The organism is Brenneria populi, assembly GCF_036016195.1.
Classification (GTDB): domain Bacteria; phylum Pseudomonadota; class Gammaproteobacteria; order Enterobacterales; family Enterobacteriaceae; genus Brenneria; species Brenneria populi.
This window is the reverse complement of the sequence record NZ_JAYWTM010000014.1, coordinates 38,780-64,217: the sequence shown is the minus strand read 5'-3', so window position 1 is coordinate 64,217 and position 25,438 is coordinate 38,780. Positions and strand designations below refer to the sequence as shown.

The following is a 25,438-nucleotide window of genomic DNA, read 5'->3' as shown; positions in this document are numbered from 1 at the left end:
ACATTCCCAGAAAAAATAATTCGCGGCGTGAAATGGCCCAACAATGATTACCCATTTAGCGTAGCTAAATAACCAAAGAATATCTGGGACGACACCGAATTTTTCTGTTTATATTTATACAAATAAGTTATGTTTGCGGGCTTTTAGCATCAATTGCACATTATTAATTCTCGGCAGGCGAAAACCGGACGCCGGGCGAAAGTTATTAGCCGCCGAATAGCTATCAAGAACGCTGCAACGTCGGACAAGAAGGGTATAATCCTCAATGTAAACCCCATTAAGAGCGATCGTCTATGGTCAATCAGGTCGATTTGATTTTCTCTTTACTGCAGCAGATGTGCGTTTATCTGGTGATCGCCTATCTGTTAAGTAAAACGCCGCTATTTATTCCGCTGATGCAGGTCACTATTCGCTTACCCCACAAGCTGGTGTGCTACCTGGTGTTCTCCATGTTCTGCATCATGGGCACCTATTTCGGTCTGCATATCGATGACTCCATCGCCAATACCCGCGCCACCGGCGCGGTATTGGGCGGCATGCTGGGCGGCCCGTCGATCGGTTTTCTGGTCGGCTTGACCGGCGGGCTGCACCGCTATTCGATGGGCGGCATGACCGCGCTGGCCTGCATGCTGTCGACCATCGCCGAAGGTCTGCTGGGCGGATTGCTGCACCGCTATCTGACGCGGCGCAACCGTCTCGATCTGCTGTTTCAGCCGCTAGTGGTCGGTTTAACCGCGCTGGTGGCAGAAATTCTGCAAATGGTGATTATCCTGCTGGTCGCCCGGCCGTTTGACAACGCCATCGCGCTGGTGAGAGACATCGCCCTGCCGATGATGATCACCAATACCGTCGGCTCGGCGATGTTTATGCGCATTCTGCTCGACAGGCGCGCCATTTTCGAGAAGTACACCTCGGCTTTTTCCGCCAAGGCGCTGAAAATCGCCGCCCGGGCCGAAGGCACGCTGCGCCAGGGCTTCAACCAGCAGAACAGCATGCGCGTCGCCCGCATTCTCTATGAAGAGCTGGGGGTGGGCGCCGTCGCGATCACCGACCGCGAAAAATTATTGGCGTTTATCGGTCTGGGCGACGATCACCATACCGTGGACTCCCCGATCACCTCCTGCCACACCCACCGGGCGATCGATAACAACCAGGTGGTCTACGCCGATGGCAACGAGGTGCCCTACACCTGTTCTATCTCCTCCAACTGCAAGCTGGGCTCGACGCTGGTGATCCCGCTGCGCGGCGAAGAGCAGCGCGTTATCGGCACCATTAAGCTGTACGAACCCAAGAACAAGCTGTTTTCCAGCATCAACCGCACCCTGGGGGAAGGGATTGCCCACCTGCTCTCCGCCCAGATTCTGGCCGGACGCTTCGAGCGGCAGAAACAGCTGCTGGCGCAGTCGGAGATCAAGCTGCTGCACGCGCAGGTTAACCCGCACTTTCTGTTTAATGCGCTCAATACCTTATCCGCCGTAATACGCCGCAATCCCGACCACGCGCGTCAGTTGGTGCTGTCGCTGTCGACCTTTTTCCGTAAAAACCTGAAGCGCAGTAACGATGAGGTATCGCTCAGCGACGAGCTGGAGCATGTGAACGCTTATCTGGCAATCGAAAAAGCGCGCTTCGCCGACCATCTGACGGTGGAGATCGCCCTGCCGGACGAACTGCTGGAGGCGCGGCTGCCGGCGTTTTCGCTGCAGCCCATTGTGGAAAACGCCATCAAGCACGGCATTTCGCAGATGATCGACGTCGGCCATATACGCATCGGCGGGCGCCTGCACGCCAATACCCTGGAGCTGACGGTAGAGGATAACGCTGGCATGTATCAGCCGCCCAGCGGCGGAGACGGTCTGGGAATGAACCTGGTGGACCGGCGCATCAAGGCCCGTTACGGCGCGCACTTCGGCATTACCGTAATCTGCGAGGCCGACAGCTTTACCCGGGTGGAAGTTCGCGTCCCCTTTATTTCCCCCCGTAAAACGCTATCGGATATTGAAAAGGCGGCCTGATGGGGCCGCAACACCGGCGCCAACCGACCGGCACGGCGTTAAAGGTCTTGAATATACTGAAAAACAAGCCTGATTTTATCAACGAACTAAAAGCGATGTGAGCATAACGCAAGAGCCAAGCGACGACTCAATCGCCACCGGTTCCCTGCTTATCCAGCACGTCGCGCAGAAAATCGCCCAGATAGTTAAACGCCGCGACCACCAGCACAATAGCGATCCCGGCGGGCAGCATCTGCTCGGGATGTATCAGCATGACGTTTTTCGCCTCGCCCAGCATCGCGCCCCACTCCGGGGTGGGCGGCTGTACGCCGAGCCCGATAAAAGAGAGCGCCGACAACAGCAGGATCGTCGCGCCGCTGTCGGTGGTCGCCAGCACCGCCATTTCAGCGGCGGCCGCCGGCAGCAGATGGCGCAGGATGATATAGCGCGGTTTCCCGCCGATCAGCCTGGCGTAATGAATATAGCGCCGATCGCTGTATTGCAGCACGATGCCGCGCACCATCCGGGCATACCAGGCCCATTTCACCAGCAGCGCCGCCAGTATGATATTGCCCAGCCCCGGCCCCAAAATTCCGACCAGGGCAAAAATCATCACTTCGCTGGGAAACGACAGCATCACATCGCACAGGCGCATCAATAGGGCGTCGACGCGTCCGCGGCAGTAACCCGCCAGCATACCGAGCGCCATGCCGAACGCCAATGTGACCGCCATCGCCGCCAGCGCGACCAGCACCGTGGCGCGGATGCCGTACAGCAGCCGCGAGAACAGGCAGCGCCCCAGGTGGTCGGCCCCCAGCGGATAATCCGCGCCGAGGGCGTGATATTTATCGCGCCATGAAACCAGCAGCGGATCGTGCGGGGCAATCCAGGGCGCCAGCAAGCCCGCCGCCAGAACCAGCGTCAGGAAGCACAGGCACGCCAGCGCCAGCCGATCCCGTTTAAAATACCGCCAGAGACGCCGAATCATACGGCGATGCCGCGCCGCAAACGCGGATCCAGCCACATTTGCAGCAGGTCGACGGTGAAATTCGCCGCCACAAACAGCAGCGCCATCAGCAAAACATAAGCCTGAATGACCGGATAATCGCGGTTAAAAATCGCCGTTACGCACAGCCGCCCCAAACCGGGCCAGGAAAAAACGTTTTCGATAACCAGCGTACCGGCGATCAGTTTGGGAATACTCATGCCGAGCGCCACCAGCGGCGAGTAAAGGGCGTTGACCAGCACATGCCGCCAGAGGATGCGCCAAGAGGTTAAGCCGCGCGCCCGGGCATAAACGACATAAGGCTGGGCGAGCTGCCCCAGCATGCTGCTGCGCAGCAGGCGCACATAGGTGCCGATATAGCCCAGCGCCAGGGTGAACGCGGGCAATATCACCGCCCCCGGCGCCTGCATGCCGCCGATAGGCAGCCAGTTCAGTTTGACCGACAGCAGCCAAATCAGCAGCAGGCCTACCCAGTAATTCGGCATGGCGGTAAGCAGGAACAGCGCCGCGCGCAACAGCTTATCCGGCCAGCGGCCGCGGGTCGCCGCGCACACTACCGCGCACGACGACGAAAACAGCACAATCATGCCGAGCGCGGCGGCGGCCAGCCGCAGCGTGGCGGGCAACGCCGTCATCAGTTCCTGGCGCACGCTGGCCCGGGTGACGAACGAAACGCCGAAATCCAGGCGCAGACAGCGCCGCAGCCAGGAAAAGTATTGCCGCCAGAAGGGCAGATCCAACCCCAGCTCATGGCGCATCGCCGCAACGGCCTCATCCGTCGCCACCACCATGTTGACGCGCAGCGCCGCCTCGGCGGGATCGGACGGGGAGAGTTGAATCAACGCAAAGGCAATCCAGGATATCGCCAGGATCAGCGGTATCATCAGCAGCAGTCGACAAACGATATAGCGCTTCATCCGTTTACCCGCGGCCTAACGCCAGTACATCTTTTCAAAAGGGATCTCGTACTGGGAAGGATTAAACGTCACGCCTTGCAGACGGGGGCTGAATACGGCCTTGGTGCGGGAATAGGTCAACGGAATATAGACCGCCTCCCGCGCCAGCATCACAAATATCTGTCGGTACAGCTCCCGACGCCGCGCCTTATCCGGGGCGATCAACACCCGGCCGATCAGCGCATCCAGTTCGGCCTTGCCCGGCAAGCCTTTTTGCCCCTGATAGTCGGCATGCGCCGGAATACGGAACGAAGAGACGTAGGACTGCGGATCGTAAGGTTTTCCCCAGGATAATGAGTATTGCAGATCAAAATCGCCGGACTTTTGCCTGTCCAGGTAGGCCTGTTTTTCCTCGCCGATAAGCGCGACGTCCACCCCGACCTGCTGAAAATTGCTTTGTATCACCTCGGCAATTTGCTTTTCTCCCGCATTATTGGCGTTGTAGGAGAAGATCAGCCGCATCGGCCTGCCCTGTTTCTCGCGCGTCGCCCGGCCGGCCGGCAACCGCCACCCCGCAGCGTCCAGCAGCGCCCGGGATTTTTCCGGGTCATAGCGATAGACCGGCAGTTCGGCGATATCGGCATAGGGCACGCTGCGGGCCAGCAGCGTATCCGCCGCGCTCTCGCTGCCCGCCATCACGCCCTGCGCAATCGCCTGCTTATCCACCGCATACTGCAAGGCGATCCGTACCTGGCGATCGGCGGTAATCGGCCGGCTGCTGTTCAAAACCAGCGCCCGCGAAGCCACCGGCTCGCTGATGGCGGTGCTAAACTGGCTCCGCGCCTGCAGCGCCACGAAGCTATCGCCGTCCATCATGTCGCCGTCCGCGCCGAAAATAAGCTGAATATCGCCTTTTTCCAGCGCCAGCAACAGGCTTTGGCGGTCGGGGATTACGCGCCATACCACGCGATGGATCCGCGGCGGCGCGCCCCAATAGCGGGGATTGGCGTTAAACGCCGCATACTGGTTTTTCACATATTCGGCCAGCAGCCACGGCCCCGTTCCGGCATAGGCGCCGACGCCATTTTTGGTTTGGCCGTTAATAAAGTCTTTCGGCGAAATAAAGCGGAACGGCCGGGTTAAGCCCAGCTCCACCGGCGTGGGGTAATAGGGATTTTTCAGATAAAGGGCGACGGTATACTCATCCACAGCCTCGACGCTATCGATCTGCCGCACCAGTTCAAGCCAGGCGTGGCGCTGATAATTCGCCAATACCGCCTCTATATTCAGCTTCACCGCCTGCGCATTAAACTTTTCGCCATCGCTAAAGGTGACGTCGCGACGCAGGTGGAAGGTATAGCGTTTCGCATCCGGCGAAACCTCCCAGCTTTGCGCCAGCCACGGCTTCACCCCCTGTTCGGTATTAACCACCAGCGGCTCAAACACCATATTCTGCGCGGCCATTTCGCCGCTATAGAGATGGGGATTAATGTCGCGGATGTCCTTGGTGCTGGCGTAGCTTAATATCGAACGGTCGGCCTGACTCTCGGCGGCGCTCCCGACCGGCGCGGCCAGCGCGCTCAGAAGCAGGCAGATAACCGGCGCGCAGCGCAACAGCTTGCGCGCCGGCGTCGTTTTACGATTCGGCATATCATCCCCCGCCGGCTACTTTTCCGCGCAGATCAAAAAAATCGGCGTGGAAGCGTAATTTACCTTTTCCGTCTCATCCCACAGCTCCTCGCCGACGCGGGTATCCAGGGAAATCTTGCGGTATCCGCACTGCAGCAGCGCTTGCGTATCCCACTGCGGACGGCGCTCGCGGCTGAGCGGCAGCTGACGGGCGATGTTTTCCATCGCGACGGTATCGGTATTGACGTAGTGATCCTCCAGCCCCAGATAGCGGGCATTCGCCCGGTCTTCCAGATAGCCGAGACGGCTCCGCTCATCAAACAGCTGCAGATACCAGTTGGCGTCAAAATTAATCAGCCGACCGCCGGGAGCCAGCACCCGGCGCCACTCTTCATAGGCGCCCTGCGGATCGTCCAGATTCCAGGTCACATTACGCGTCACGATCAGATCGAAGCGGTCATCCGCGAACGGCAATGTATGCACGTCCGACAGCACGAAGTCCACCTCAACGCCGTAACGCGCCGCGTTGCCGCGCGCCTGCTCCAGCATCGCCTGGGTGATATCGACGGCCGTTACCTGATGCCCGGCCAGCGCCAGCGTGACGGCGAAAAACCCCGGACCGCTGCCGATATCCAACACCTTCATCACCGGTTTATGCGGGGCGTATTCGTTGATTTTTTTCAGCCAGGCGGCGCGTTTGGCGTTGGCTAATTCGGCGGCGTTCAGTTGACTGTAGCCGGCGGCGCGGGTTGTCCAGTAACGCTGCACGTCGTGCAATAGCTCGCTATTTTCATTTTCGACAAGGAGTTGGCTCACAAGGGTATGTCCTGTAAAAGCATGCATCATGACAAACCGGTCCGCCTGGTCGGGGGCCCCATGACGATTGGGGAGGCGGACTGCCTCCCCAATAACGAGCTTGCTGACAAAGTCCGATGAGCGGCGATAATGGATAGATCGTAAAGACGCTGCAAGTACGTTCCTGTAAGCTCGAGCCGCGCGAATAGGAATCTCATCCCTGAGATTCCCCCTTTCAGGGCCGCCGCAAGCGACGTTCAAAGGCGTTCCCTACGCCTTTGTCCCTGGCGCGCACGCTTTACTCTTCCATTCCATTATCACCGTTTGATAAACGATAGATTTGTCAACAGTCTGAATAACAGGTTTTGTCGCTGTCTGAAACGCTCCGGCGTTTTCTATTCCGACTTATAACAGATAGGATTGGCGGATTTAACCGCAAAGTATGAACTTTATAAAAAAAATCATACTTTCTTGATCTGGCTTAATTTAAGCCGGCAAACGGTTTGGATTTTGCCCGTCGGCCGGGATAGGCGGCGGAGTAACCAGGGCTATGGGCGCGGCCCTGCGCGGCGGGCATGGAGGAAGTTACAGCGGAATCAGATTCAATCTGCCGTGGCGTACGCCGGTTTGCGCCATCACCGACTCGGCGAAACGCTCAACCTGCAGCGCCGTACCGCGCAGGATAATGGTTTCCACACACTCTTCGTGACTCAGATGCGTATGCATGGTGGAGACCGTTAAATCGTGATGGTCGTGCTGCATATCGGCCAGCCGGCTGGAAAGCTGACGCTGGTGATGATCGTAGACATAGCTCAGCACCGCCACGCACGCCCCATTCTTATCCGTTGCCAGCGTCATTTCGCCCAGTTCGCGGCGCAGCATATCGCGAAATGCTTCGGAACGATTGGCATACCCTTTACGCCGCATCAGTTCATCAAAGTCCTGCGCCAGTTGATCGTCCATTGAAATCGTCAGTCTTTGCACCGTCAGCCTCGTAGAGCAAGAAAATGGGGAAGAGTCGCGAGGGATTATATCGATAAGGCTAGCTTGGCGCAGCAGCAGCGCTGCGCCAAATCATCGGAAGGATTAGAGCAGAATACGCAGCATACGGCGCAGCGGTTCGGCGGCGCCCCACAGCAACTGGTCGCCGACCGTAAAGGCGGACAGGTATTGCGGCCCCATATTCAGCTTGCGCAGCCGGCCGACCGGCGTGGAGAGCGTGCCGGTCACCGCCGCCGGGGTCAGTTCGCGCATCGTGATATCGCGATCGTTCGGCACCACTTTCACCCAATCGTTATGGCTCGCCAGCATTTGTTCAATTTCCGGCACCGCCACATCTTTTTTCAGTTTAATGGTGAAAGACTGGCTGTGGCAGCGCAGCGCGCCGACGCGCACGCACAGACCGTCAACCGGAATAACGCTGCGGGTACCGAGGATTTTGTTGGTTTCCGCCTGGCCTTTCCACTCTTCGCGGCTCTGGCCGTTATCCAGCTGTTTATCGATCCACGGGATCAGGCTGCCGGCCAGAGGCACGCCGAAGTTGTCGGTAGGCAGCGTGCCGCTGCGGGTTAACGCGGTAACTTTACGCTCGATATCCAGAATGGCCGACGCGGGATCCTGCAGCTCCTTCGCCACTTCGCCATGCAACATGCCCATTTGCACCAGCAGCTCGCGCATATGACGCGCGCCGCCGCCGGAAGCCGCCTGATAGGTGGAAACCGAAACCCAGTCCACCAGATCGTTAGCGAACAGGCCGCCCAGCGACATCAGCATCAGGCTGACGGTACAGTTGCCGCCAACGAATGTTTTAACGCCGTTATCCAGCCCTTGCCTGATCACATCATGGTTGACCGGATCGAGAATGATAATAGCGTCATCCTTCATGCGCAGGGTGGACGCAGCGTCGATCCAGTAACCCTGCCACCCGCTTGCGCGCAGCTTCGGATAGATTTCATTGGTATAATCGCCGCCCTGACAGGTAATGATGATATCCAGCGCCCGCAGCGCATCCAGGCTGTAAGCGTCCTGCAACACGCCCTGCTGGCCGCCCAGCGCGGGCGCCGGTTCGCCGTGCTGAGAAGTGGAAAAAAATACCGGGCGAATCCCGTCGAAGTCGCGTTCCTCGACCATGCGCTGCATAAGAACCGAACCGACCATACCGCGCCAGCCAACAAAACCAACATTTTTCATGGTAACTGTCCTACCTTGGGGGGTAACGAAAAGAATCCTGGATGCTTTCTTAGTGTAGTAATTGAGAGCAAATATCCCCTTCCTCTTTCAAGCTGCGGGCGCGTTGGCTTTGTTACTCGCTCCCTCCATGGAGCGCGCCCCGTTGGGGCCGCCGCAAGCGGCGTTCAAATCTGCTCCCGGCTGATTTGTCATTCACCCCAGACGCTGACTTAAGTCAGCGCCTGGGAACTGACTCGGTTGCCGCCTTCCCGCAGCTCGAAATCTATTGGGTATACATTAAGAGCATAATGACTTTCCACCATACAAAATGTACGTAAAGTCGCAAGTGAATTTATTCAATAATATGACGTTTTTTAGCAGTGATTCTAATATCATCGTTTCCTATGCAGGATGATGTACCACGTTGACGCTCAGGAGCAAGATACTGAAATGACAGAAATGATCTCGGCAACCGTCCTGTTGCTGTTAATTATGGATCCCCTCGGCAACCTGCCTATTTTCATGTCGGTGCTAAAACACCTCGACCCTAAACGCCGGCGCGTCGTGCTGGTTCGCGAAATGGTTATCGCCCTGGGGCTGATGCTGATCTTTCTTTTCGCCGGCGAGCGCATCCTGGCCTTTCTTAATCTGCGCACCGAGACGGTATCCATCTCCGGCGGCCTCATCCTGTTCCTGATCGCCATCCGCATGATCTTTCCCGCGCGGGAGGGCGGCAACAGCGGCCTGCCCGCCGGGGAAGAGCCCTTTCTGGTGCCGCTGGCGATCCCGCTGGTGTCCGGTCCGTCGATTCTAGCGGCGCTGATGCTGCTTTCCCACCAATACCCCGATCAACTGCCGCACCTGACGCTGGCGCTGTTTAGCGCCTGGTCGATCACTTTCGTTATCCTGTTAATGTCCAACCTATTTTTACGCCTGTTGGGCGAGAAAGGCGTCAACGCGCTGGAAAAACTGATGGGGTTGATTCTGGTTATGCTGTCAACGCAGATGTTCCTGGACGGCATTCGAGCCTATATGCAACGGTGAAAAAATAGGCGGAGAACGCTCCGCCCGTATGGCCAATCATCGGCGCGCGGTCACACCACCATCGCCAACAGCAAACATCCGATCAATCCGCAGACGGAAATAATCGTTTCCAGCGCCGACCAGGACTTAATGGTCTCCATAATGGTCAGGTTAAAATACTCTTTGAAGAGCCAAAAACCGGGATCGTTAACATGCGAGAAAATCACGCTGCCGGCCCCGACGGCAATCACCATCAGTTCCGGGCTGACGCCGGTAGAGGCGATCAGCGGCGCGGCGATCCCGCCCGCGGTGATGGCGGCCACCGTCGCCGATCCCAACGCGATACGCAGCGCAGCCGCGATAAGCCAGGCCAGCAGAATCGGTGAAATCGAACTGCCCGCCATCATCGCGGCAATGTATTTATCTACGCCGCCGTCGACCAGGATCTGCTTAAACGCGCCGCCCCCGCCGAGAATCAGCAGCATCATGGCGATGATTTTAATCGAGTCGGCGATCGTCCCCATCACCTCATCCATTGAGCGGCCGCGATTCAGCCCGAAGGTAAAAATCGCAATCAGTACGGCAATCAGCGTCGCCATCACCGGATCGCCGAAAAACTCGGCGTAGGGCAAAATCACGTGCCCTTTCGGCAGCACCATCTCCGCCACGGCGCGCAGAGCCATCAAAATAACGGGGACCAGGGCCGTCGCCACGCTGACGAAAAAGCTCGGCATCTCTTCGTCGGAAAACTGTTTCGGGTTATACAACCCTTCAGGCACCGGCTTATCGATTCCTTTCAGAAAACGGGCATACACCGGTCCGGCCAGGATCACCGTCGGAATAGCCAGCAAGGTGCCATACAGCAGCGTTTTTCCCATATCGGCCTGGAAAATGGCGGCGATCGCCGTCGGCCCCGGATGGGGCGGCAAAAAGCCGTGGGTGACGGAGAGCGCCGCCGCCATCGGCACCCCGGCATACAGCAGCGGAATGCGCGCGGAGGCCACCACGCTGAACACCAGCGGCAGCAGCAGAACAAAACCGACCTCGTAGAACAGGGCGAACCCGACGGTAAAGCCGGTCAGCACAATGGCCCACTGAATATGTTTTATGCCGAATTTATCAATCAGCGTCGTCGCGATGCGCTGCGCGCCGCCGCAGTCGGCCAGCAGCTTACCCAACATCGCGCCGAAGCCCATAATCAATGCCAGACTACCCAGCGTACCGCCTACCCCGGTTTTAATGGAGGCAATCACTTTATCGACCGGCATCCCCTGCATAATCCCGACGATCAATGCCACTAATATCAATGAGATAAAGCCATTCAGCTTAAAGCGAATCATCAATAGCAGCAGTATTGCGACGCCAACAGCGACAATCACTAATGGCATAATCTGTTTCTCCGGTTATCAATGAATGTTACCGATACCATGATACCGGTAACATTCGAAAGTAAAACCAATAACCGGCTTTAATTTCCATTTTGGGATGGGGATCAAATAATCAGAAATCGTTGATTTAACGACCAGCGCGTCCGGCGTATCAAGACGCCCGAAAGACATGAATAATAACGATAAAAATCGCTATTATTCAGCTAGATACTCCCGCCGTCCAGCAGGGTGAATCCCACATCGACCATGGCCGGCTCAACGTGTTCGCCGCGCAAACGCTGCAACAGACGCTCCGCGCCAATCTGGCCCATGCGTTCGCGGGGCGTCAGCACGCTGGCCAGCTTCGGCACCATGGTCTGGCCGATGTCGTGACCATGAAACCCCACGACGCCCATATCCTGCGGCACGCGCAGCCCCTGACGCAGACACTCGAACATCGCGCCGACGGCCAAGTCGTCATTGGTGCAAAAAATACTGTCGACCTGCGGATATTCGGCCTGCGCCTGCCGCAGTAGTTCGCCGCCCAGCGAATAGGAGGACGCCCGTTCGCTCATCACGCTATGGCTCGCCAGCCGGCTCTCCTGCATAGCCTGTTCATAACCGCGGCATTTGGTGATGGTGCGTTCATCCTTACGCGCGCCAAGATAAACCACATGACGATACCCCAGAGCAACCATATGCCGGGTCATCTGCCGGGCCGCCTCGAAATTATCGAACCCAACCGCCATATCCAGACAGGGGGAAACCGAATCCATCAGCTCCACCACGGGAATACCGGCGACATCGATCATCTGCCGGGTACGGTCCGTATGAAAACGCTCCGCCAGGATCAAACCGTCGATGTTATAGGCCAGCAGCGACGTTAACCTCTGCTCTTCTTTTTCGGGATGATAGCCATAGTGAGCCAGCATGGTTTGATAGCCGTGAGCGTCGGTGACCCGTTCAATGCCGCGCAGCACTTCCGCGAATACCTGGTTGGTCAACGACGGCAGCAGAACGCCGATCGCCCGGCTGGTGGCGCTGGACAGCATATTGGGCGCCTGATTGGGGATATAGCCTAACTCGTCAAGCGCGATGGCTATCTTTTCCTGCAGTGCCGCAGAAACCTGATCCGGGTTACGTAAATAGCGGCTTACCGTCATTTTAGTTATGCCCACCCGATCGGCAACATCCTGGAGAACCGGTCTTTTCTTCTTCATCATCCACGGAGAACGCTTGAAAATATTGAGCTGGAGTCTAACAAAAAAATAAACCTAAACACCACCGCGCCTCCGCTCCCGATGGGACGACGTAAAAGGCGGGTGGTGCTTAGGTTTTTTTCCGTCTTGCCGTAACCGGCTAACGCAGCATAACGAAACAGACTGCCTGGGCAATATAGCGATCCGACAAGAGAAAACCGTGAACGCGCCCACGGTTTTCCCTTCGCGGCAGCCCTTACGCCGGCGGTAAATCAAACAACAGGATTTCGCTCTCTTTATCGGCATGAATCGATAGCGTTTCCTCATCCCAAATGGCGAAAGCGTCGCTAACGATCGCCTGATGACCGTTAATCGCCACGCTGCCGCGGACCACCTGGATCCACACCCGGCGTCCGGCCTGAACCTGATAAATCGACTGCTCCCGCGCTTTCAGCGCCCAGCGCCACAGCGTCATATCCTGGAAAACTTTCAGCGAACCGTCACGGGCATCCGGCGACAGAACCAACTGACGCCCCTGCGGAATATCGAAACGCTTTTGCTCATAGCGCGGCGCCAGCCCGCTCTTTTGCGGAATAATCCAGATCTGATACAGGTGCAGCAGTTCGTCGCCGCTGGCGTTGTACTCCGAATGGCGAATCCCCGTACCGGCGCTCATTATCTGAAACTCGCCTGCCTGAATCCGCGTCTTGTTCCCCATGCTATCCTGATGCTCTACCGCGCCATCCAGCACATAGGTCAGAATCTCCATATCCTTATGCGGATGCGTACCAAATCCCTGTCCGCCTGCAATCCGGTCTTCATTGATGACGCGCAGCGCCGAGAACCCCATGAACTCCGGATCGTAATAATCCGCAAACGAGAACGTATGCCAGCTATCCAGCCAGCCGTGATTGGCGTGTCCGCGCTGCTGCGCTTTACGTGAATAGATCATGTCGGCGTCTCCCGTATAGTCGTTAAGTTAAAGTCTAACGGGCCGCGGCGAATAAGATAGCGGAAAAAACTTAACGTCCCGTTCAAAAAATTTCCGGGAGAAATTTTCGACGTCGCGCCGGGGATGGGAGTCGCAAAAAATTGAGGGAAGAAATGGCATAAAAAAAAGCCAGCACCCGAGCTGGCTAAAATAAATACTGGAAGCAATGTGAGCAATGTCGTGCCTTCACGGAAAACCCGCTATATCGGCTTCCCCGGAACGCCATGCAATAATAATCATTATCATTCTCGTTTGTAAAGCGTTTTTTATACCGCCATCCCGCCCGTCTCCCAGGGGCCGTCACTGCGTGACGTTGAAAATCGCTCCCGACGATTTTTTACTCGTCCCATCCCTGGGACTCGCCCAAAGGGCCGTCGCAAGCGACGTTAAAAATCGCTCCCGGCGATTTTTTCTTGCGAGGAGCTTCGCAGGGCGCGGCGGGTTATCTTTACCCGCCATCGCCATGCGCTATCCTGCCGCGCACAGGGAGCGCTATACGTCAGGGACGACATGCAATCACACGATAAGGTATTCAAACTGTTTCTCAGCGATATTACGGTGGCGCGGGATTTTTTCGCCATCCACCTGCCGCCGGATATCGGCGCGCACTGCGATTTCACCACGCTGCGGCGGGAGTCGGCCTCGTTTGTCGATGAAGCGCTGCGCGCTCGGGTAGCGGATATGCTCTACTCGCTCAATACCCGCGCCGGAGCCGGCTATACTCTAAATAATTCGAGTTGCAGGAAGGCGGCGACGCAGCGAATCCCCTGGAGCTTACACCGGTAAGTGACTGGGGTGAGCGAGGAAAGCCAACGCACATGCAACTTGAAGTATGACGAGTATATATCTACTGCCTGATTGAGCATCAAAGCACGCCGGACAGGATGATGGCGTTCCGCCTGATGCGTTACTGCCTGGCGGTGATGCAGCAACATCTTGAACAAGGTCATAAACAGCTGCCGCTGGTGGTGCCGCTGCTGTTTTATCAAGGGGAGCGGCGGCCGTATCCGTACAGCCTGCGCTGGCTGGATGCGTTCGCCGATGCGGAGTTAGCGAAGCGAATATACGTTAACGCCTTCCCGCTCATCGACCTGACTGTTATTCCCGACGAGGAGATAAAAACCCACCGGCGTGCGGCGCTGCTGGAGCTGGTGCAAAAACATATTAGGACGAGGGACATGCTGGAAGTGGCGCGGGACATCGGGTTATTATTTGAGCGCTGGCAGGTACCGCTGACGCAGAAGCGGGCGTTGCTGTATTACATCGCGCACACCGGCAATACATCCAGCCCCGCCGATTTTATCGCGAGGGTGGCAGAGCCGTTATCAACGGATAGGGAGGAGATAATGACCATAGCCCAGCAGTTGAAACAGATGGGATTTGAAGAGGGAATGCAGGCCGGGGTGATACAGGGTAGGGCGCAGGGAATCGAACAAGGTATTGAGCAAGGTCTTGAACGAGGGATTGAGCAGGGCATAAAAACCAGCGCGCGGCAGATTGCCCGCCAACTGCTGCAAAACGGCATGGCGCGCGAACAGGTTCAGCAGATTACCCAGCTGTCCGACGAGGAGATGGCGCAATTGACGGTCTCTGCGGGATAAGTGTATGAATCCCGACGTTGCGAAAGCGTGCAATGCGCATAAATTGGCCGCCTCTTACGGCGCAAACGGCGACTTTTTATGGCGGGCATCCTGCCCGCCCCCCTTCGGGCCGTCGCAAGCAACGTTGAAAATCGCTCCCGGCGATTTTTTATGGCGGGCGTCCTGCCCGCCCCCCTTCGGGCCGTCGCAAGCAACGTTGAAAATCGCTCCCGGCGATTTTTTATGGCGGACAATCCCTGCCGGCCAGCGCCAGCGCTGTTCCATTTCGCGTAGCAAAATGGTGTCGCCGTTACGCGATACCTTCGACATTCGCGCCCACGGCTCGGACCGCCTCCACAGCTAGATCAGCGCCCGCGCCAGCAGGGTTATCGGGTGTTCGCAGGGTTTGCCGGTGGACATTTCGATTTGCCATTTGCAGGTTTCGCAATCGGTGATCACCAGGTCGGCGCCGCTCTCCTCGATCTGGCGAAACAGCGACGCGCCGATACCCTGCGCGGTGGCATAGTTCTCTTTTTTAAAGCCGTAGGTTCCGGCGATGCCGCAGCACTGGGAGTCCAGCACCATAAGCTCGATACCGGGAATACGCTGCAACAGCGCCAGCGTGTAGGCGGTCCAGCCCATTTTTTCCAGATGACAGGGCGTGTGATAGGCCACTCGCAGCGACAGCGGACGTAGCGGCAGCCGGCGCTTTTGCTCTTCCAACAGGCGATAGAGCCGGCGGGTCGCCAGCTCAACGCCGTCGCGGATAGAGGCGGTATCAACGCCCAATAGGTGCGGATACTCATCGCGCAGCGTGAAAGCGCAGCTGGACGATGTCGCCACTACCGGAATCGCCTTGCCGTTGATGGCTTCGTCCAGCGAGGCGATGTTCACCCGCGCCTGCTTTCGCGCCCGATCGTGAAAGCCATTGGCGATCAGCGGCACGCCGCAGCACTTCTCTTTGGTTAACAGCTGCACGCCCACATTCAGCGCGTTGAAAACCCGGATCAGGTCCTTGCCCAACTGAGGATGATTGTAGTTAACGTAGCAGCCATGAAAGTAGGCGATCTGCTCGGGGTAGCGCCGCTGTGTTTCCGCCTGCTGACGATACCAGCGGCGGAAGGTGCCGAAAGAGTACTTCGGCAGTTGGCGGCGATGGTCGATCTTTAGGGCCTTATCCAACAGCTGGCGCACCGGCTTTAGCGCGGTGGCGGTATTCACCAGCGGAGCAAAGGGCGTGGAAACCGCGCCCATCAGATCGGTATGGCTCAGAATGGCGTCGCGCAGCGAGGGCCGGTGCGTACCGTAGCTGGTCTTCGCGCGCTGAATGATATCGCCGATTTTGACGTCCGACGGACAGGCCACTTCGCAGCGCTTGCAGTTGGTGCAGTACTTCAGAGCCTCATCATACAACGTGGGATCCTTGCGGCGCAGGCGCTCGCCGTCCGGCCCGGCCTGTTTCGGCCCCGGATAGAGGGGATTAACCCGCGACACCGGACAATAGGTGGTGCACACCGTACATTTGATACAATTTTCGAAACTGTTATCGGCCGGCAAACTCATGATTGATCCTCCTTCAGGATCAGGTCGGCCGCATACAACGCGCTCAGCATCGAGACGCCCGCGCCGCACCCTTGCGTAATAGGATCGAACCCTTCCAGCACGGCGCCGACGGCATACAGGCTGCCCGCCGTTTTACCGCCGATGCGCGGGTGCAGATGTTCGTCGGTGATGACGCCGAACTGCATATAAGGCTGCGCGGCGAACACATCCTGCCGGCTCCAGGCTTCCCGCTGCGCCTCAAAACGCACATCCAGCCCAAAAACCGGTTCAATAACCCTGTCGAACCGCGCGGAAAGACCGTTGCTAAAGAAACTGCCGCTGGCCAGCACAACCCGTTTGGCGCGCAGCGGAATATCCTGATGGTTGCGGGTATAGAGCGCCGCCTCCGGCTCCTCCAGACTGGCCCGCTCCACCCGATCGCCGGGCATGACGACTCCCCCCGACTGGCGAAAGCGGCGCAGCAACGCCTGATGCAGCCGCAGTCCCGGAACGGAGGGTGGCAACGTCGGCAGCAGGCGCACCGGTTTTCCCACCAATTCGCTCAGCGCGGAAGGCGCGTCCAGCCCCAGACAAGCGGGCATAATCACCCCATCGTTGCCGCTGGCTAATCGCGTCAGTTCTTCCGCCAGCGCCGCCAGGTTTTCCGCGCTATCAAGGACGCGGGAAATATTCACCGCCCGGAATTCGCTGGGATTGCCGCGCAGCCGATCGAGCAGCGGCAGCTTCAAATCGCCGCTGCGGGCGGCGATCCCCTGACGCTGAAGCGCCCCGGCAACAATCCGGGGCTGAAAATCGAGAAATCCCTCAATGCCGGCGACCAGCGGCCGTTCCCAATCACCGATGCTGGGCAAGCCGCGGGCGACGCTATCAGACGGGCTCAGCCAGCAGGGACGAAACTTGCCCAACGGCGTCATGCGTAGGTGGTTTTGCCGGTAATCGCCCAGCATGGCCAGCGAGCTGCGCGCCAGCAGCGCCTCAGCCTGCGGCAGGAGCGCAACGACGCTGGCGCGCCCCATCAGCGAATAGGGGTGGCGCGGCGCCTGACGAGCCAGTTCGGCCAGCGCCTCGATAGGGTGATCGACCGGCTGCCCGTCCGGCAGACAAGCCAGCAAATCCAGCGCGCCGGAAGAGAAATGCAGCGCGCTCTGCCCGGCGCTGATGATGGCGCAGCGTTTTCCCCGCTCGGATAGGCGGATGCCGCAGGTTAACCCCGCCAGCCCGCCGCCGATAATGACCACGTCATAGCGCATGGCGTTCCTCCTCGCCGTCGTCGGCGGACAAACCGCATAATCCCTGATAAACCCAGCTGGTAAACTCGCTTTCTCGCAAGGTGTTTCCCCAGGCGACCGGGCGAATGCCCTTCCAGCGTTCATTCAGAAACTGGCTCAGTTGGGCGATGGATTCGAGCGGCGTCGTCTGCCCAAACCGGCACAGCAGTCCGGCGGCCCGGCAGGCGCACAGCTCGCCCTGGCAGGTTCCCATCCCGACGCGGGTTCGCCGGCGCAGATCGATCAGATTATTCACCTGGAGCGACGCCACCGCGTAACGCACTTCGCCGGTGGTGACCGCCTCGCATTCGCATACCAGGCTGCCGTCCAGACGTTCGCCGGACAGCAGACGAGCGGCGCGTTCGCCATGACGATAAACGGCCGATCCGCGCAGCGGCGCGGATAGCGGCGATGACGGGGCGCGTTGTTTGCCCGCATGCCCTGAACAAGCGGACGCATTGGAGGCCGGGCGTTCCCCGGCGGGCTCCGAGCCCGGCAGCGGCCGCTGCGCGGTGGTGCAAACCGCCTGGTGCGCCAATTTTTCGCAGATTTTATCCGTCACCCATTCGGCCATCAGCCGGTAGGTCATCAATTTGCCGCCGGTGATGGTAATGAAACCCTCCAGCCCATCGCGGCCGGCATGGTCGAGCAGCACAATGCCCCGGCTGACGCTGCGCCCGCTCGGGTCGCTGTCGCTGGCCACCAGCGGACGAACGCCGGCATAGGCGCGCAGCATGCGCGTGGCCGCGAGCTGCGGGGCCAGCTTGGCGCCTTCGCGCATCAGCGTCTCCACCTCCGCGGAAGTGACCGTCATATTGTCGATCCGATCGTAATCGATATGGGTGGAGGTGGTGCCGATCAGCGAAATGGTGTCGCCCGGCACCAGAATATCGGCATCGGCCGGCTTACGGCAGCGGTTGATCACCATGTTGTTAATGCGGTGCCCCAAAATCAGCAGCGCCCCCTTCGCCGGAAACATCCGCACGCGCAGATCGGCGTACTCGGCGATATGCTGACCCCAAATCCCGGCGGCGTTCACCACCACCCGCGCATAGATTTCGCTTTCTACCGCGCTTTTATGGTCGAAAACGCGTACGCCGGTAATGCGATCGCCCTGGCGGATCAGGCCTATCACCTCATGGTAGGTCAACACCTCGGCGCCGTGTTCTTGCGCATCGATCATATTGGCCGCGGTCAGGCGGAACGGATCCACCGTACCGTCAGGCACCCGGACCGCGCCGATCAGCGCGGGGTTGGCCGCCGGCTCGAGCCGCAGGGCCTCTTGCGGATCGATGGCCCGTGCATCGATCCCCGCCCGCCGGCAGGCGGCGATAAACGGGGCCTGATAGTCGAGATCGTCCTCCGGCAGGGTGATAAACAGGCCGTCGGTGGGTTCGACGCAGTGGCGGGCGATACGCCGCAAAATCTGGTTTTCTTCAATACATTCGCGCGCGGATTCGCCATCGGTCACCGCATACCGCGATCCGCTATGCAGCAGTCCATGATTACGCCCGGTGGCCCCGGTGGCGATATCGTAGCGTTCAAGCAACAGGCAGCGTAACCCGCGCAGCGCGCAATCCCGCAATGTTCCGGCTCCCGTCGCGCCGCCGCCAATCACCACGACGTCGGTTTCCCGGTATGACCCACTCTTTCGCATCATGTCCTCGCTTCACGCGGCTGGTTATACCTTGTTATTGAGACACAAAATGCAGGGTTAATGTTTGATAAAGAGCAAAAACGAAAACAAAACGAGCACAAGAGACAATTAAACCCTATAAATGTGATTCAATTCACTAAATAAGGGCCGTGAGCGCGATAAATTTTGCCAACTTAATCACATAAATATCACATAGTCATAAAAATGTAACATTTGAGCGATGCCTCACAGATGAAAAGCGCGATGCCGGATACCATTATGCTCGTTATAGAACATAAAATTATCGTTTTCGGGCGTATTGGAGACAGCTATGTTGAGCATTTTTAAACCCGCGGCGCATCAGCCCCGCATTGCGAAAGATCGGGTCGATCCTTTATACCGGCGCCTGCGTTGGCAAATTTTCATGGGGATCTTCTTTGGCTATGCCGCTTACTATCTGGTGCGCAAGAATTTTGCGCTGGCGATGCCCTATCTGATCGAACAAGGCTTTTCCCGCGGCGATCTTGGCTTTGCGCTCTCCGGCATCTCGATTGCCTACGGGTTTTCCAAATTCATCATGGGTTCGGTATCCGACCGCTCCAATCCGCGCGTCTTCCTGCCTGCGGGTTTAATACTGGCCGCCGCCGTGATGCTCTTTATGGGATTCGTTCCCTGGGCAACGTCCAGCATCGCCGTTATGTTCGTCCTGCTGTTCCTGTGCGGCTGGTTTCAGGGCATGGGCTGGCCGCCGTGCGGACGCACTATGGTTCACTGGTGGTCAAAGAAAGAGCGCGGCGGCATCGTTTCCGTCTGGAACTGCGCCCATAACGTCGGCGGCGGTATTCCGCCTCTGCTGTTCCTGCTCGGAATGGCCTGGTTCAACGACTGGAAAGCCGCCCTGTATATGCCGGCGTTTGCCGCGATTCTGGTTGCGCTGATCGCCTTCGCCCTGATGCGCGACACCCCGCAGTCCTGCGGACTGCCGTCGATTGAAGAGTATAAGAACGATTATCCGGTTGATTATAATGAAAAAGCGGAAGAAGAACTGACGGCGAAACAGATCTTCATGCAATACGTTTTCCCCAACAAACTGCTGTGGTACATCGCTATCGCCAACGTGTTCGTTTACCTGCTGCGCTACGGCATTCTCGACTGGTCGCCCACGTATTTAAAAGAGGTGAAACACTTCGCGCTGGACAAATCCTCCTGGGCCTATTTCCTCTATGAGTATGCCGGCATCCCCGGCACGCTGATATGCGGCTGGATGTCGGACAAAGTCTTTAGAGGCAATCGCGGCGCGACGGGCGTGTTCTTTATGGTCCTGGTCACCATCGCCACGATCGTTTACTGGTTAAATCCGGCCGGCAACCCCCACGTGGATATGGCGTGCATGATCATCATCGGTTTCTTGATCTACGGCCCGGTTATGTTGATCGGCCTGCATGCTCTGGAATTGGCGCCGAAAAAAGCGGCGGGTACGGCGGCCGGATTCACCGGTTTGTTCGGCTATCTCGGCGGATCGGTCGCCGCCAGCGCCATCGTGGGTTATACCGTCGACTTCTTCGGCTGGGACGGCGGCTTTATGGTGATGATCGGCGGCAGCGCTCTGGCCGTGGTGCTGCTCATCATGGTGATGCTCAGCGAAACGAAACATAAACAGGCGTTGACCAAGCAGGCGTAGCCGGCGCGCGTACAGGCCTGGCCCCAGGTTATCCCCGCGAAATCGGGGATAACCGCGCCTAAAAGCGCGCTTTCGGCGCTCCGCGCGAGCTGTTTCGCCGCCCCCCCGCGCGGAGCGCATCGTCAAATTACGCCAAAAACAGACGCCGCAGGTAGTTCGGCACCGCGCTTTGCGCGTTGGAGCCGATCGTTTCCAGTTCGGGCAGCAGATCCTTTAAACGCCGGTGGGCGTTTTGCATAATGCAGCCCTTGCCCGCCATCGACAGCATTTCGTAGTCGTTCATGCCATCGCCGAAAGCGATGCACTCTTGCAGAGTGTAACCGAGAATTTTCGCCACCTGCTCCAGCGCATGCCCTTTGGATACCCCGCCGGCCATCACTTCCAGGCAGGTGAGCGTCGAAAAGCTCACGTTGACGCGATCGCCCCAGCGCGCATTAATCGCCGTTTCCAGCGACAGCAACTGCTCATGCGAATCGCAGGTAAAAAAGATTTTACTGACGCCGTCCGTTTCCAGCAGCGCGGGTTCGAACAATTTGTACTTAAACACCGAATCTTTAAAGAAACGCTCTTCTTCCGGGCGCTGGCGATTCATAAACCAATCATCGTCGCGATACACGTGCGTCAGCATATCCGGGTTGTGGTGCGCCACGCCGTAGAGATCGCGGGCGATGTCCGGATCCAGATTATGGCTGAAAATCAGCTCGCCCTGCGTATTGTGAACCCGGGCGCCGTTGGAGGTGATCATAAATGCGCTGATGCCGAGGCCGTCGCGGATCTGCCCCACATCCATATAGTGCCTGCCCGTGGCGAACACAAAATGAATGCCTTTTTCAGTCAATAGCTTCAGGGTTTCTTTCGCATAGGGGGATAAGGAATGGTCGGTTGACAATAACGTGCCATCTAAATCGGAAGCGACAACATGGTACATAACGGTGAATTCTAACCTCTGGTGAGTACGGCGGCGCCTGCCGCGGAATTTAATGATAATGGGCGAAATGAGACAAAATCAGCCCGAATGCCTCGGCGCGAATCCTATCTTTTTCAAACAGAATTTCATGCCGGGCGCCCTTGATTATCCGGGGCGCCCCGCCCGCGCATGGGTGGCCGCTCTGCGCCAGAGCCTGACAAAACGCATCCTGACTGCGGTTATCCACCACACAGTCCTCTTCCGCCTGTAGCAGCAGTATCGGCGTCGTGATATCGGCGGCCAGCGTCAGCAGCTGTCTTCCCACGATGATGGCTTCGCGCACCCAATGATACGTCGGCCCGCCGACGCGCAGCTCCGGCGCGTCGGCATAGGCCCTGACGCTGCGCCGGTAACGTTCCCGGCTGTGGGTTAATACATTGACTCTATAAGGCAGCGCCCGCCATTGACCGGTGCCGATCGCATAATAGTCGCGCACCGAGGGGTGGCGCTCCGCCCAGTCGACAATCCGCCAGGCCAGCCAGCGCGGCATGGGCAGATGAATACCGCACATCGGCGCGCACAGCGCCGCGGCATCAAACGCTTCCGGCCGGCGGGCCAGGAACTGAGCCAGAATGGCGCCGCCCATAGAATGCGCCAGCGCGAATCGCCGGGTATAGTTCCAGGCGCGGATTTGCTGCAGCCACAGCAGTTCGACGTCGTCCGCATAGTCCCTAAAGCGCAACACATGCCCGCGATGCCTATCTTCAAGCAGCCGTCCGGAACGCCCCTGCCCACGATGGTCCATCATCAGCACGTCGTAGCCATTATGGAAGAGATCGTAAGCCACTTCGCTATATTTTACGTAACTTTCAATACGGCCGGGAAACACGACGACCAGTTTATCGTGGCGGGAAGAGGTGAAGCGCGCGAAACGGATCGGTATATTGTCGACGCCGATCATCTCCCCTTCTTCGCGCCGACGCCAAAAATCCAGTAATTTTCCGTTAGCAAAGGCGGAAAACTGCGCCTCTCGCGTTAACAGGCTATCGGAATACGGAATCATCACACATCTCCGGGGCAGGCCAGCGAAGCTTGCGGAAAGGCTTTGTGAGCTATAGCGCAAATATAGGTATCGGCGTATTGTGTCATAAAATATTGTGGGGAGCAGCGGAAAGTGACCTTCGACTGGTGGTTAACCTACTTGTTAACGACACTGATTCTCAGTCTTTCGCCCGGCTCAGGCGCGATCAATACCATGAGCACCGGCATCAGCCACGGCTATCGCGGCGCCATCGCCTCTATTACCGGTTTACAAATCGGCCTGATCGCACACATCATACTGGTGGGGATCGGGCTTGGCGCCCTGCTGTCGCAGTCCCTGCTATTTTTCGACCTGTTGAAATGGCTGGGGGCGGCATACCTGATTTGGCTGGGGATCCAGCAGTGGCGCTCGGCAGGCGCATTGGACATGAATGCGCTGGCCAGCGCCATGCCGCGCCGTAAGCTTCTGAAGCGCGCCATTCTGGTTAACCTGACTAACCCGAAAAGCATTGTGTTTCTGGCGGCGCTGTTTCCGCAATTCATCATCCCCCATCAGCCGCAGGCCGCACAGTATCTGGTTCTCGGGGCGACCACCGTCATCGTCGATATTTTTGTGATGATCGGCTACGCCACGCTGGCCAAGCGGATTTCCGGCTGGCTGAAAGGCGCGCGGCAGATGCGGATACTCAATCGGACTTTTGGCTCGCTGTTTATATTGGTCGGCGTACTGTTGGCGAGCGCGAAAAAAGCGTAACTCGCCCTCTCATTCGTCATTATTATCGACATGATCGCGGATCATGCTCATAAAGGGCGCACCAAAGCGCTCAAGCTTGCGCTGCCCGACGCCGTTGATATGCAGCAGCTCCGCGGCGTTAACCGGCAGCAGTTCGGCCATCTCCAGCAGGGTCGCGTCGCTGAATACCACGTAGGGCGGAACATTGTTCTCATCGGCGATGGATTTACGCAGCTTGCGCAATTTGGCGAACAGCTTGCGATCGTAGTTCCCCGCGTAGGTTTTTTGCGCGGTTCGCGGCTTCAGATTAATCACCCGGGGAACGGCAAGCTGTAACGGCACTTCGCCGCGCAGCACCGGACGGGCCGACTCCGTGAGCTGCAGCGCGGAGTGCAGCGCGATATTCTGACTCAGCAGCCCCAGGTGAATCAGCTGGCGCAGCACGCTGATCCAGTGTTCGTGGGACTTATCGCGGCCGATGCCGTACACCGGCAGCTTGTCATGGCCGAATTCGCGAATACGCTGGTTATTCGCCCCGCGCAGCACTTCGACGATATACCCCATGCCGAAACGCTGTCCGACCCGGTACACGCAGGAGAGCGCCTTCTGCGCCTCCACCAGCCCGTCGTAACGTTTGGGCGGATCGAGACAGATATCGCAGTTGCCGCACGGCTGCTGGCGCCCCTCGCCGAAATAGTTGAGCAGCACCAGGCGGCGGCAGGTTTGCGCTTCGGCGAAGGCGCCCATCGCATTCAGCTTGTGGCGTTCGATATCCAACTGCTGTCCGGCCGGCTTCTCTTCCAGACAGCGCCGCAGCCATGCCATATCGGCCGGGTCGTAAAACAGCGCGGCTTCCGCCGCCAGCCCATCGCGTCCGGCGCGCCCGGTTTCCTGATAGTAGGATTCAATATTGCGCGGAATATCAAAGTGCACCACAAAACGCACGTTAGGCTTATTGATGCCCATGCCGAATGCGACGGTCGCCACCACCACCTGCAGGTCATCGCGCTGAAAAGCCTCCTGCACCTGCGCCCGGCGCTCGTTATCCAATCCGGCATGGTATGCCGCCACGCTCAGCCCGCGGCTTTGCAGACGGGCGCTGATATCCTCCACCTTGGCCCGGCTATTGCAGTAAATAATGCCGCTTTTTCCGCGCTGCCCCTGCACGAACATCCACAGCTGATCGAGCGGTTTGAATTTTTCCACCAGCGTATAGCGGATGTTCGGCCGGTCAAAACTGCTGACCTGTATCAGCGGAGACTGGAGATCCAGCAGGCGCAGGATATCCCGCCGCGTGGTTTCATCGGCGGTGGCGGTCAGCGCAATAACCGGCAGATCGGGAAAGTGCCGTTTCACCTGCCCCAGCGCCCGGTACTCGGGACGGAAATCGTGGCCCCACTGAGAAATACAGTGCGCTTCATCCACGGCAATCAGCGAGGGGTTCCAGTGCAGCAGGTGGTCAAGGAAACTGTCGGTGGTCAGGCGCTCCGGCGCGATATACAGCAGCTTGATCCGTCCGGCGCGACAGCCGGCCATCACCTCGAACTGCTGTTCGCGGGTTTGGGTTGAATTGAGGCAGGCCGCCGCTACGCCATAAGCCTGTAGCTGATCGACCTGATCTTTCATCAGCGAAATAAGCGGCGACACCACCAGCGTCAGGCCATCCAGCGCCAGCGCGGGAATTTGATAGCACAGTGATTTCCCGCCGCCGGTCGGCATCACCACCAGACAGTCCCGCCCGCCGAGGGTCGCATTGATAATTTCCTGCTGACCCGGCCGGAATTGCTGATAGCCGAACGTCTCCCGCAGGATTTGCACCGCCAGCGCTTCCTTATTTAATACTTCCGCCGTAGACACGCCTTCCCCAATCTGATGAACGTAAACAGACGCTATTTTCAGCGTCGTCCGATGAAACTGCAATGTTTGCCTGAATATTCCCGCTGCGCCTGGCCGCCGTACCGGC

General features: G+C 58.2%; 20 protein-coding genes and 2 pseudogenes. 6 read left to right on the top strand and 16 right to left on the bottom strand.

Features of this window, described 5'->3' with window-relative positions; translation table 11 throughout:
* The first annotated feature begins 293 nt into the window (after positions 1–293).
* Positions 294–2,012 (top strand): sensor histidine kinase, encoded by a 1,719-nt coding sequence (locus VSX58_RS14415; protein WP_327618701.1) that lies wholly within the window; start codon positions 294–296, stop codon positions 2,010–2,012.
* Positions 2,013–2,139: 127 nt separating this feature from the next.
* Here VSX58_RS14415 and opp1C read toward each other — a convergent pair whose 3' ends face one another.
* The 6 genes from opp1C to asd form a co-directional block, all read right to left on the bottom strand.
* Positions 2,140–2,979 (bottom strand): nickel/cobalt ABC transporter permease, encoded by an 840-nt coding sequence (opp1C, locus tag VSX58_RS14410; protein WP_327618700.1) that lies wholly within the window; start codon positions 2,977–2,979, stop codon positions 2,140–2,142.
* Positions 2,976–3,914 (bottom strand): nickel/cobalt ABC transporter permease, encoded by a 939-nt coding sequence (opp1B, locus tag VSX58_RS14405; protein ID WP_327618699.1) that lies wholly within the window; start codon positions 3,912–3,914, stop codon positions 2,976–2,978. The genes opp1C and opp1B overlap by 4 nt, the downstream gene beginning before the upstream one ends.
* A gap of 15 nt (positions 3,915–3,929) precedes the next feature.
* Complete coding sequence (gene nikA / locus VSX58_RS14400; RefSeq protein ID WP_327618698.1) at positions 3,930–5,543, bottom strand: nickel ABC transporter substrate-binding protein; 1,614 nt, start codon at positions 5,541–5,543, stop codon at positions 3,930–3,932.
* 15 nt (positions 5,544–5,558) lie between these two features.
* Positions 5,559–6,338: a class I SAM-dependent methyltransferase gene (locus VSX58_RS14395; RefSeq protein WP_327618697.1), complete on the bottom strand. Its 780-nt coding sequence runs from the start codon at positions 6,336–6,338 to the stop codon at positions 5,559–5,561.
* Positions 6,339–6,902: 564 nt separating this feature from the next.
* Positions 6,903–7,301, bottom strand: a complete 399-nt coding sequence (gene nikR, locus VSX58_RS14390) for a nickel-responsive transcriptional regulator NikR (protein ID WP_327618696.1) — start codon at positions 7,299–7,301, stop codon at positions 6,903–6,905.
* Between the two features lie 102 nt (positions 7,302–7,403).
* Positions 7,404–8,507: an aspartate-semialdehyde dehydrogenase gene (gene asd, locus VSX58_RS14385; protein ID WP_327618695.1), complete on the bottom strand. Its 1,104-nt coding sequence runs from the start codon at positions 8,505–8,507 to the stop codon at positions 7,404–7,406.
* A gap of 429 nt (positions 8,508–8,936) precedes the next feature.
* On the opposite strand from asd, the gene VSX58_RS14380 reads away from it, so the two are divergent.
* Positions 8,937–9,530, top strand: a complete 594-nt coding sequence (locus VSX58_RS14380) for a YhgN family NAAT transporter (RefSeq protein ID WP_327613837.1) — start codon at positions 8,937–8,939, stop codon at positions 9,528–9,530.
* Positions 9,531–9,580: 50 nt separating this feature from the next.
* On the opposite strand, the gene gntT is transcribed toward VSX58_RS14380, so the two are convergent.
* From gntT to VSX58_RS14365, 3 genes are all read right to left on the bottom strand, one after another.
* Positions 9,581–10,897, bottom strand: coding sequence for a gluconate transporter (gene gntT, locus VSX58_RS14375; RefSeq protein WP_327618694.1), 1,317 nt, complete (start codon positions 10,895–10,897; stop codon positions 9,581–9,583).
* Positions 10,898–11,100: 203 nt separating this feature from the next.
* Positions 11,101–12,096 (bottom strand): gluconate operon transcriptional repressor GntR, encoded by a 996-nt coding sequence (gene gntR / locus VSX58_RS14370; RefSeq protein ID WP_327618771.1) that lies wholly within the window; start codon positions 12,094–12,096, stop codon positions 11,101–11,103.
* 235 nt (positions 12,097–12,331) lie between these two features.
* Entirely contained in the window at positions 12,332–13,027 is a 696-nt protein-coding gene (locus tag VSX58_RS14365) for a pirin family protein (protein ID WP_327618693.1), read from the bottom strand.
* A 549-nt stretch (positions 13,028–13,576) separates the two neighbouring features.
* On the opposite strand from VSX58_RS14365, the pseudogene VSX58_RS14360 reads away from it, so the two are divergent.
* Positions 13,577–13,783 (top strand): annotated as a pseudogene (locus VSX58_RS14360) (Rpn family recombination-promoting nuclease/putative transposase); the annotation flags it as partial.
* A 125-nt stretch (positions 13,784–13,908) separates the two neighbouring features.
* Positions 13,909–14,667, top strand: a pseudogene (locus VSX58_RS14355) (Rpn family recombination-promoting nuclease/putative transposase); the annotation flags it as partial.
* 54 nt (positions 14,668–14,721) lie between these two features.
* On the opposite strand, the gene VSX58_RS14350 reads toward VSX58_RS14355, so the two are convergent.
* The 4 genes from VSX58_RS14350 to glpA are packed head-to-tail and all read right to left on the bottom strand — an operon-like array spanning position 14,722 to position 19,134.
* Positions 14,722–14,976 carry a hypothetical protein gene (locus tag VSX58_RS14350; protein ID WP_327618692.1) on the bottom strand — a complete coding sequence of 85 codons (255 nt, stop codon included), beginning with the start codon at positions 14,974–14,976 and terminating at the stop codon, positions 14,722–14,724.
* Positions 14,977–15,006: 30 nt separating this feature from the next.
* A complete protein-coding gene (gene glpC / locus VSX58_RS14345; RefSeq protein WP_327618691.1) occupies positions 15,007–16,209 on the bottom strand; it encodes an anaerobic glycerol-3-phosphate dehydrogenase subunit GlpC in 1,203 nt (400 codons plus the stop codon).
* Positions 16,206–17,459, bottom strand: a complete 1,254-nt coding sequence (glpB, locus tag VSX58_RS14340) for a glycerol-3-phosphate dehydrogenase subunit GlpB (protein ID WP_327618690.1) — start codon at positions 17,457–17,459, stop codon at positions 16,206–16,208. Before glpB ends, glpC begins: the two co-directional genes overlap by 4 nt.
* Entirely contained in the window at positions 17,449–19,134 is a 1,686-nt protein-coding gene (gene glpA / locus VSX58_RS14335; protein WP_407654876.1) for an anaerobic glycerol-3-phosphate dehydrogenase subunit A, read from the bottom strand. Before glpA ends, glpB begins: the two co-directional genes overlap by 11 nt.
* Positions 19,135–19,444: 310 nt before the next feature.
* Here glpA and glpT point away from each other — a divergent pair, with 310 nt between their 5' ends.
* Positions 19,445–20,794, top strand: coding sequence for a glycerol-3-phosphate transporter (gene glpT, locus VSX58_RS14330; RefSeq protein ID WP_327618688.1), 1,350 nt, complete (start codon positions 19,445–19,447; stop codon positions 20,792–20,794).
* 127 nt (positions 20,795–20,921) lie between these two features.
* Here glpT and yigL read toward each other — a convergent pair whose 3' ends face one another.
* Positions 20,922–21,722, bottom strand: a complete 801-nt coding sequence (gene yigL / locus VSX58_RS14325; RefSeq protein ID WP_327618687.1) for a sugar/pyridoxal phosphate phosphatase YigL — start codon at positions 21,720–21,722, stop codon at positions 20,922–20,924.
* Positions 21,723–21,771: 49 nt separating this feature from the next.
* Positions 21,772–22,764: a lysophospholipase L2 gene (gene pldB, locus VSX58_RS14320; RefSeq protein WP_327618686.1), complete on the bottom strand. Its 993-nt coding sequence runs from the start codon at positions 22,762–22,764 to the stop codon at positions 21,772–21,774.
* A gap of 111 nt (positions 22,765–22,875) precedes the next feature.
* Between pldB and rhtB the strand changes: the two genes are divergently transcribed.
* The gene (gene rhtB / locus VSX58_RS14315; protein ID WP_327613846.1) at positions 22,876–23,496 is read left to right on the top strand and encodes a homoserine/homoserine lactone efflux protein; all 621 of its coding nucleotides are present in this window, start codon (positions 22,876–22,878) and stop codon (positions 23,494–23,496) included.
* A 9-nt stretch (positions 23,497–23,505) separates the two neighbouring features.
* Here the strand turns inward: rhtB and recQ are convergent, their stop codons facing one another.
* The gene (recQ, locus tag VSX58_RS14310; protein ID WP_327618770.1) at positions 23,506–25,332 is read right to left on the bottom strand and encodes an ATP-dependent DNA helicase RecQ; all 1,827 of its coding nucleotides are present in this window, start codon (positions 25,330–25,332) and stop codon (positions 23,506–23,508) included.
* Positions 25,333–25,438: the final 106 nt, after the last annotated feature.

Excerpts from the sequence above, each read along its gene's own strand:
- VSX58_RS14415 (WP_327618701.1), top strand. The coding sequence starts at position 294 with ATGGTCAATCAGGTCGATTTGATTTTCTCTTTACTGCAGCAGATGTGC.
- opp1C (WP_327618700.1), bottom strand. The coding sequence starts at position 2,979 with ATGATTCGGCGTCTCTGGCGGTATTTTAAACGGGATCGGCTGGCGCTG.
- opp1B (WP_327618699.1), bottom strand. The coding sequence starts at position 3,914 with ATGAAGCGCTATATCGTTTGTCGACTGCTGCTGATGATACCGCTGATC.
- nikA (WP_327618698.1), bottom strand. The coding sequence starts at position 5,543 with ATGCCGAATCGTAAAACGACGCCGGCGCGCAAGCTGTTGCGCTGCGCG.
- asd (WP_327618695.1), bottom strand. The coding sequence starts at position 8,507 with ATGAAAAATGTTGGTTTTGTTGGCTGGCGCGGTATGGTCGGTTCGGTT.
- VSX58_RS14380 (WP_327613837.1), top strand. The coding sequence starts at position 8,937 with ATGACAGAAATGATCTCGGCAACCGTCCTGTTGCTGTTAATTATGGAT.
- gntT (WP_327618694.1), bottom strand. The coding sequence starts at position 10,897 with ATGCCATTAGTGATTGTCGCTGTTGGCGTCGCAATACTGCTGCTATTG.
- gntR (WP_327618771.1), bottom strand. The coding sequence starts at position 12,096 with ATGAAGAAGAAAAGACCGGTTCTCCAGGATGTTGCCGATCGGGTGGGC.
- VSX58_RS14365 (WP_327618693.1), bottom strand. The coding sequence starts at position 13,027 with ATGATCTATTCACGTAAAGCGCAGCAGCGCGGACACGCCAATCACGGC.
- VSX58_RS14350 (WP_327618692.1), bottom strand. The coding sequence starts at position 14,976 with ATGTCGAAGGTATCGCGTAACGGCGACACCATTTTGCTACGCGAAATG.
- glpC (WP_327618691.1), bottom strand. The coding sequence starts at position 16,209 with ATGAGTTTGCCGGCCGATAACAGTTTCGAAAATTGTATCAAATGTACG.
- glpB (WP_327618690.1), bottom strand. The coding sequence starts at position 17,459 with ATGCGCTATGACGTGGTCATTATCGGCGGCGGGCTGGCGGGGTTAACC.
- glpA (WP_407654876.1), bottom strand. The coding sequence starts at position 19,134 with ATGCGAAAGAGTGGGTCATACCGGGAAACCGACGTCGTGGTGATTGGC.
- glpT (WP_327618688.1), top strand. The coding sequence starts at position 19,445 with ATGTTGAGCATTTTTAAACCCGCGGCGCATCAGCCCCGCATTGCGAAA.
- yigL (WP_327618687.1), bottom strand. The coding sequence starts at position 21,722 with ATGTACCATGTTGTCGCTTCCGATTTAGATGGCACGTTATTGTCAACC.
- pldB (WP_327618686.1), bottom strand. The coding sequence starts at position 22,764 with ATGATTCCGTATTCCGATAGCCTGTTAACGCGAGAGGCGCAGTTTTCC.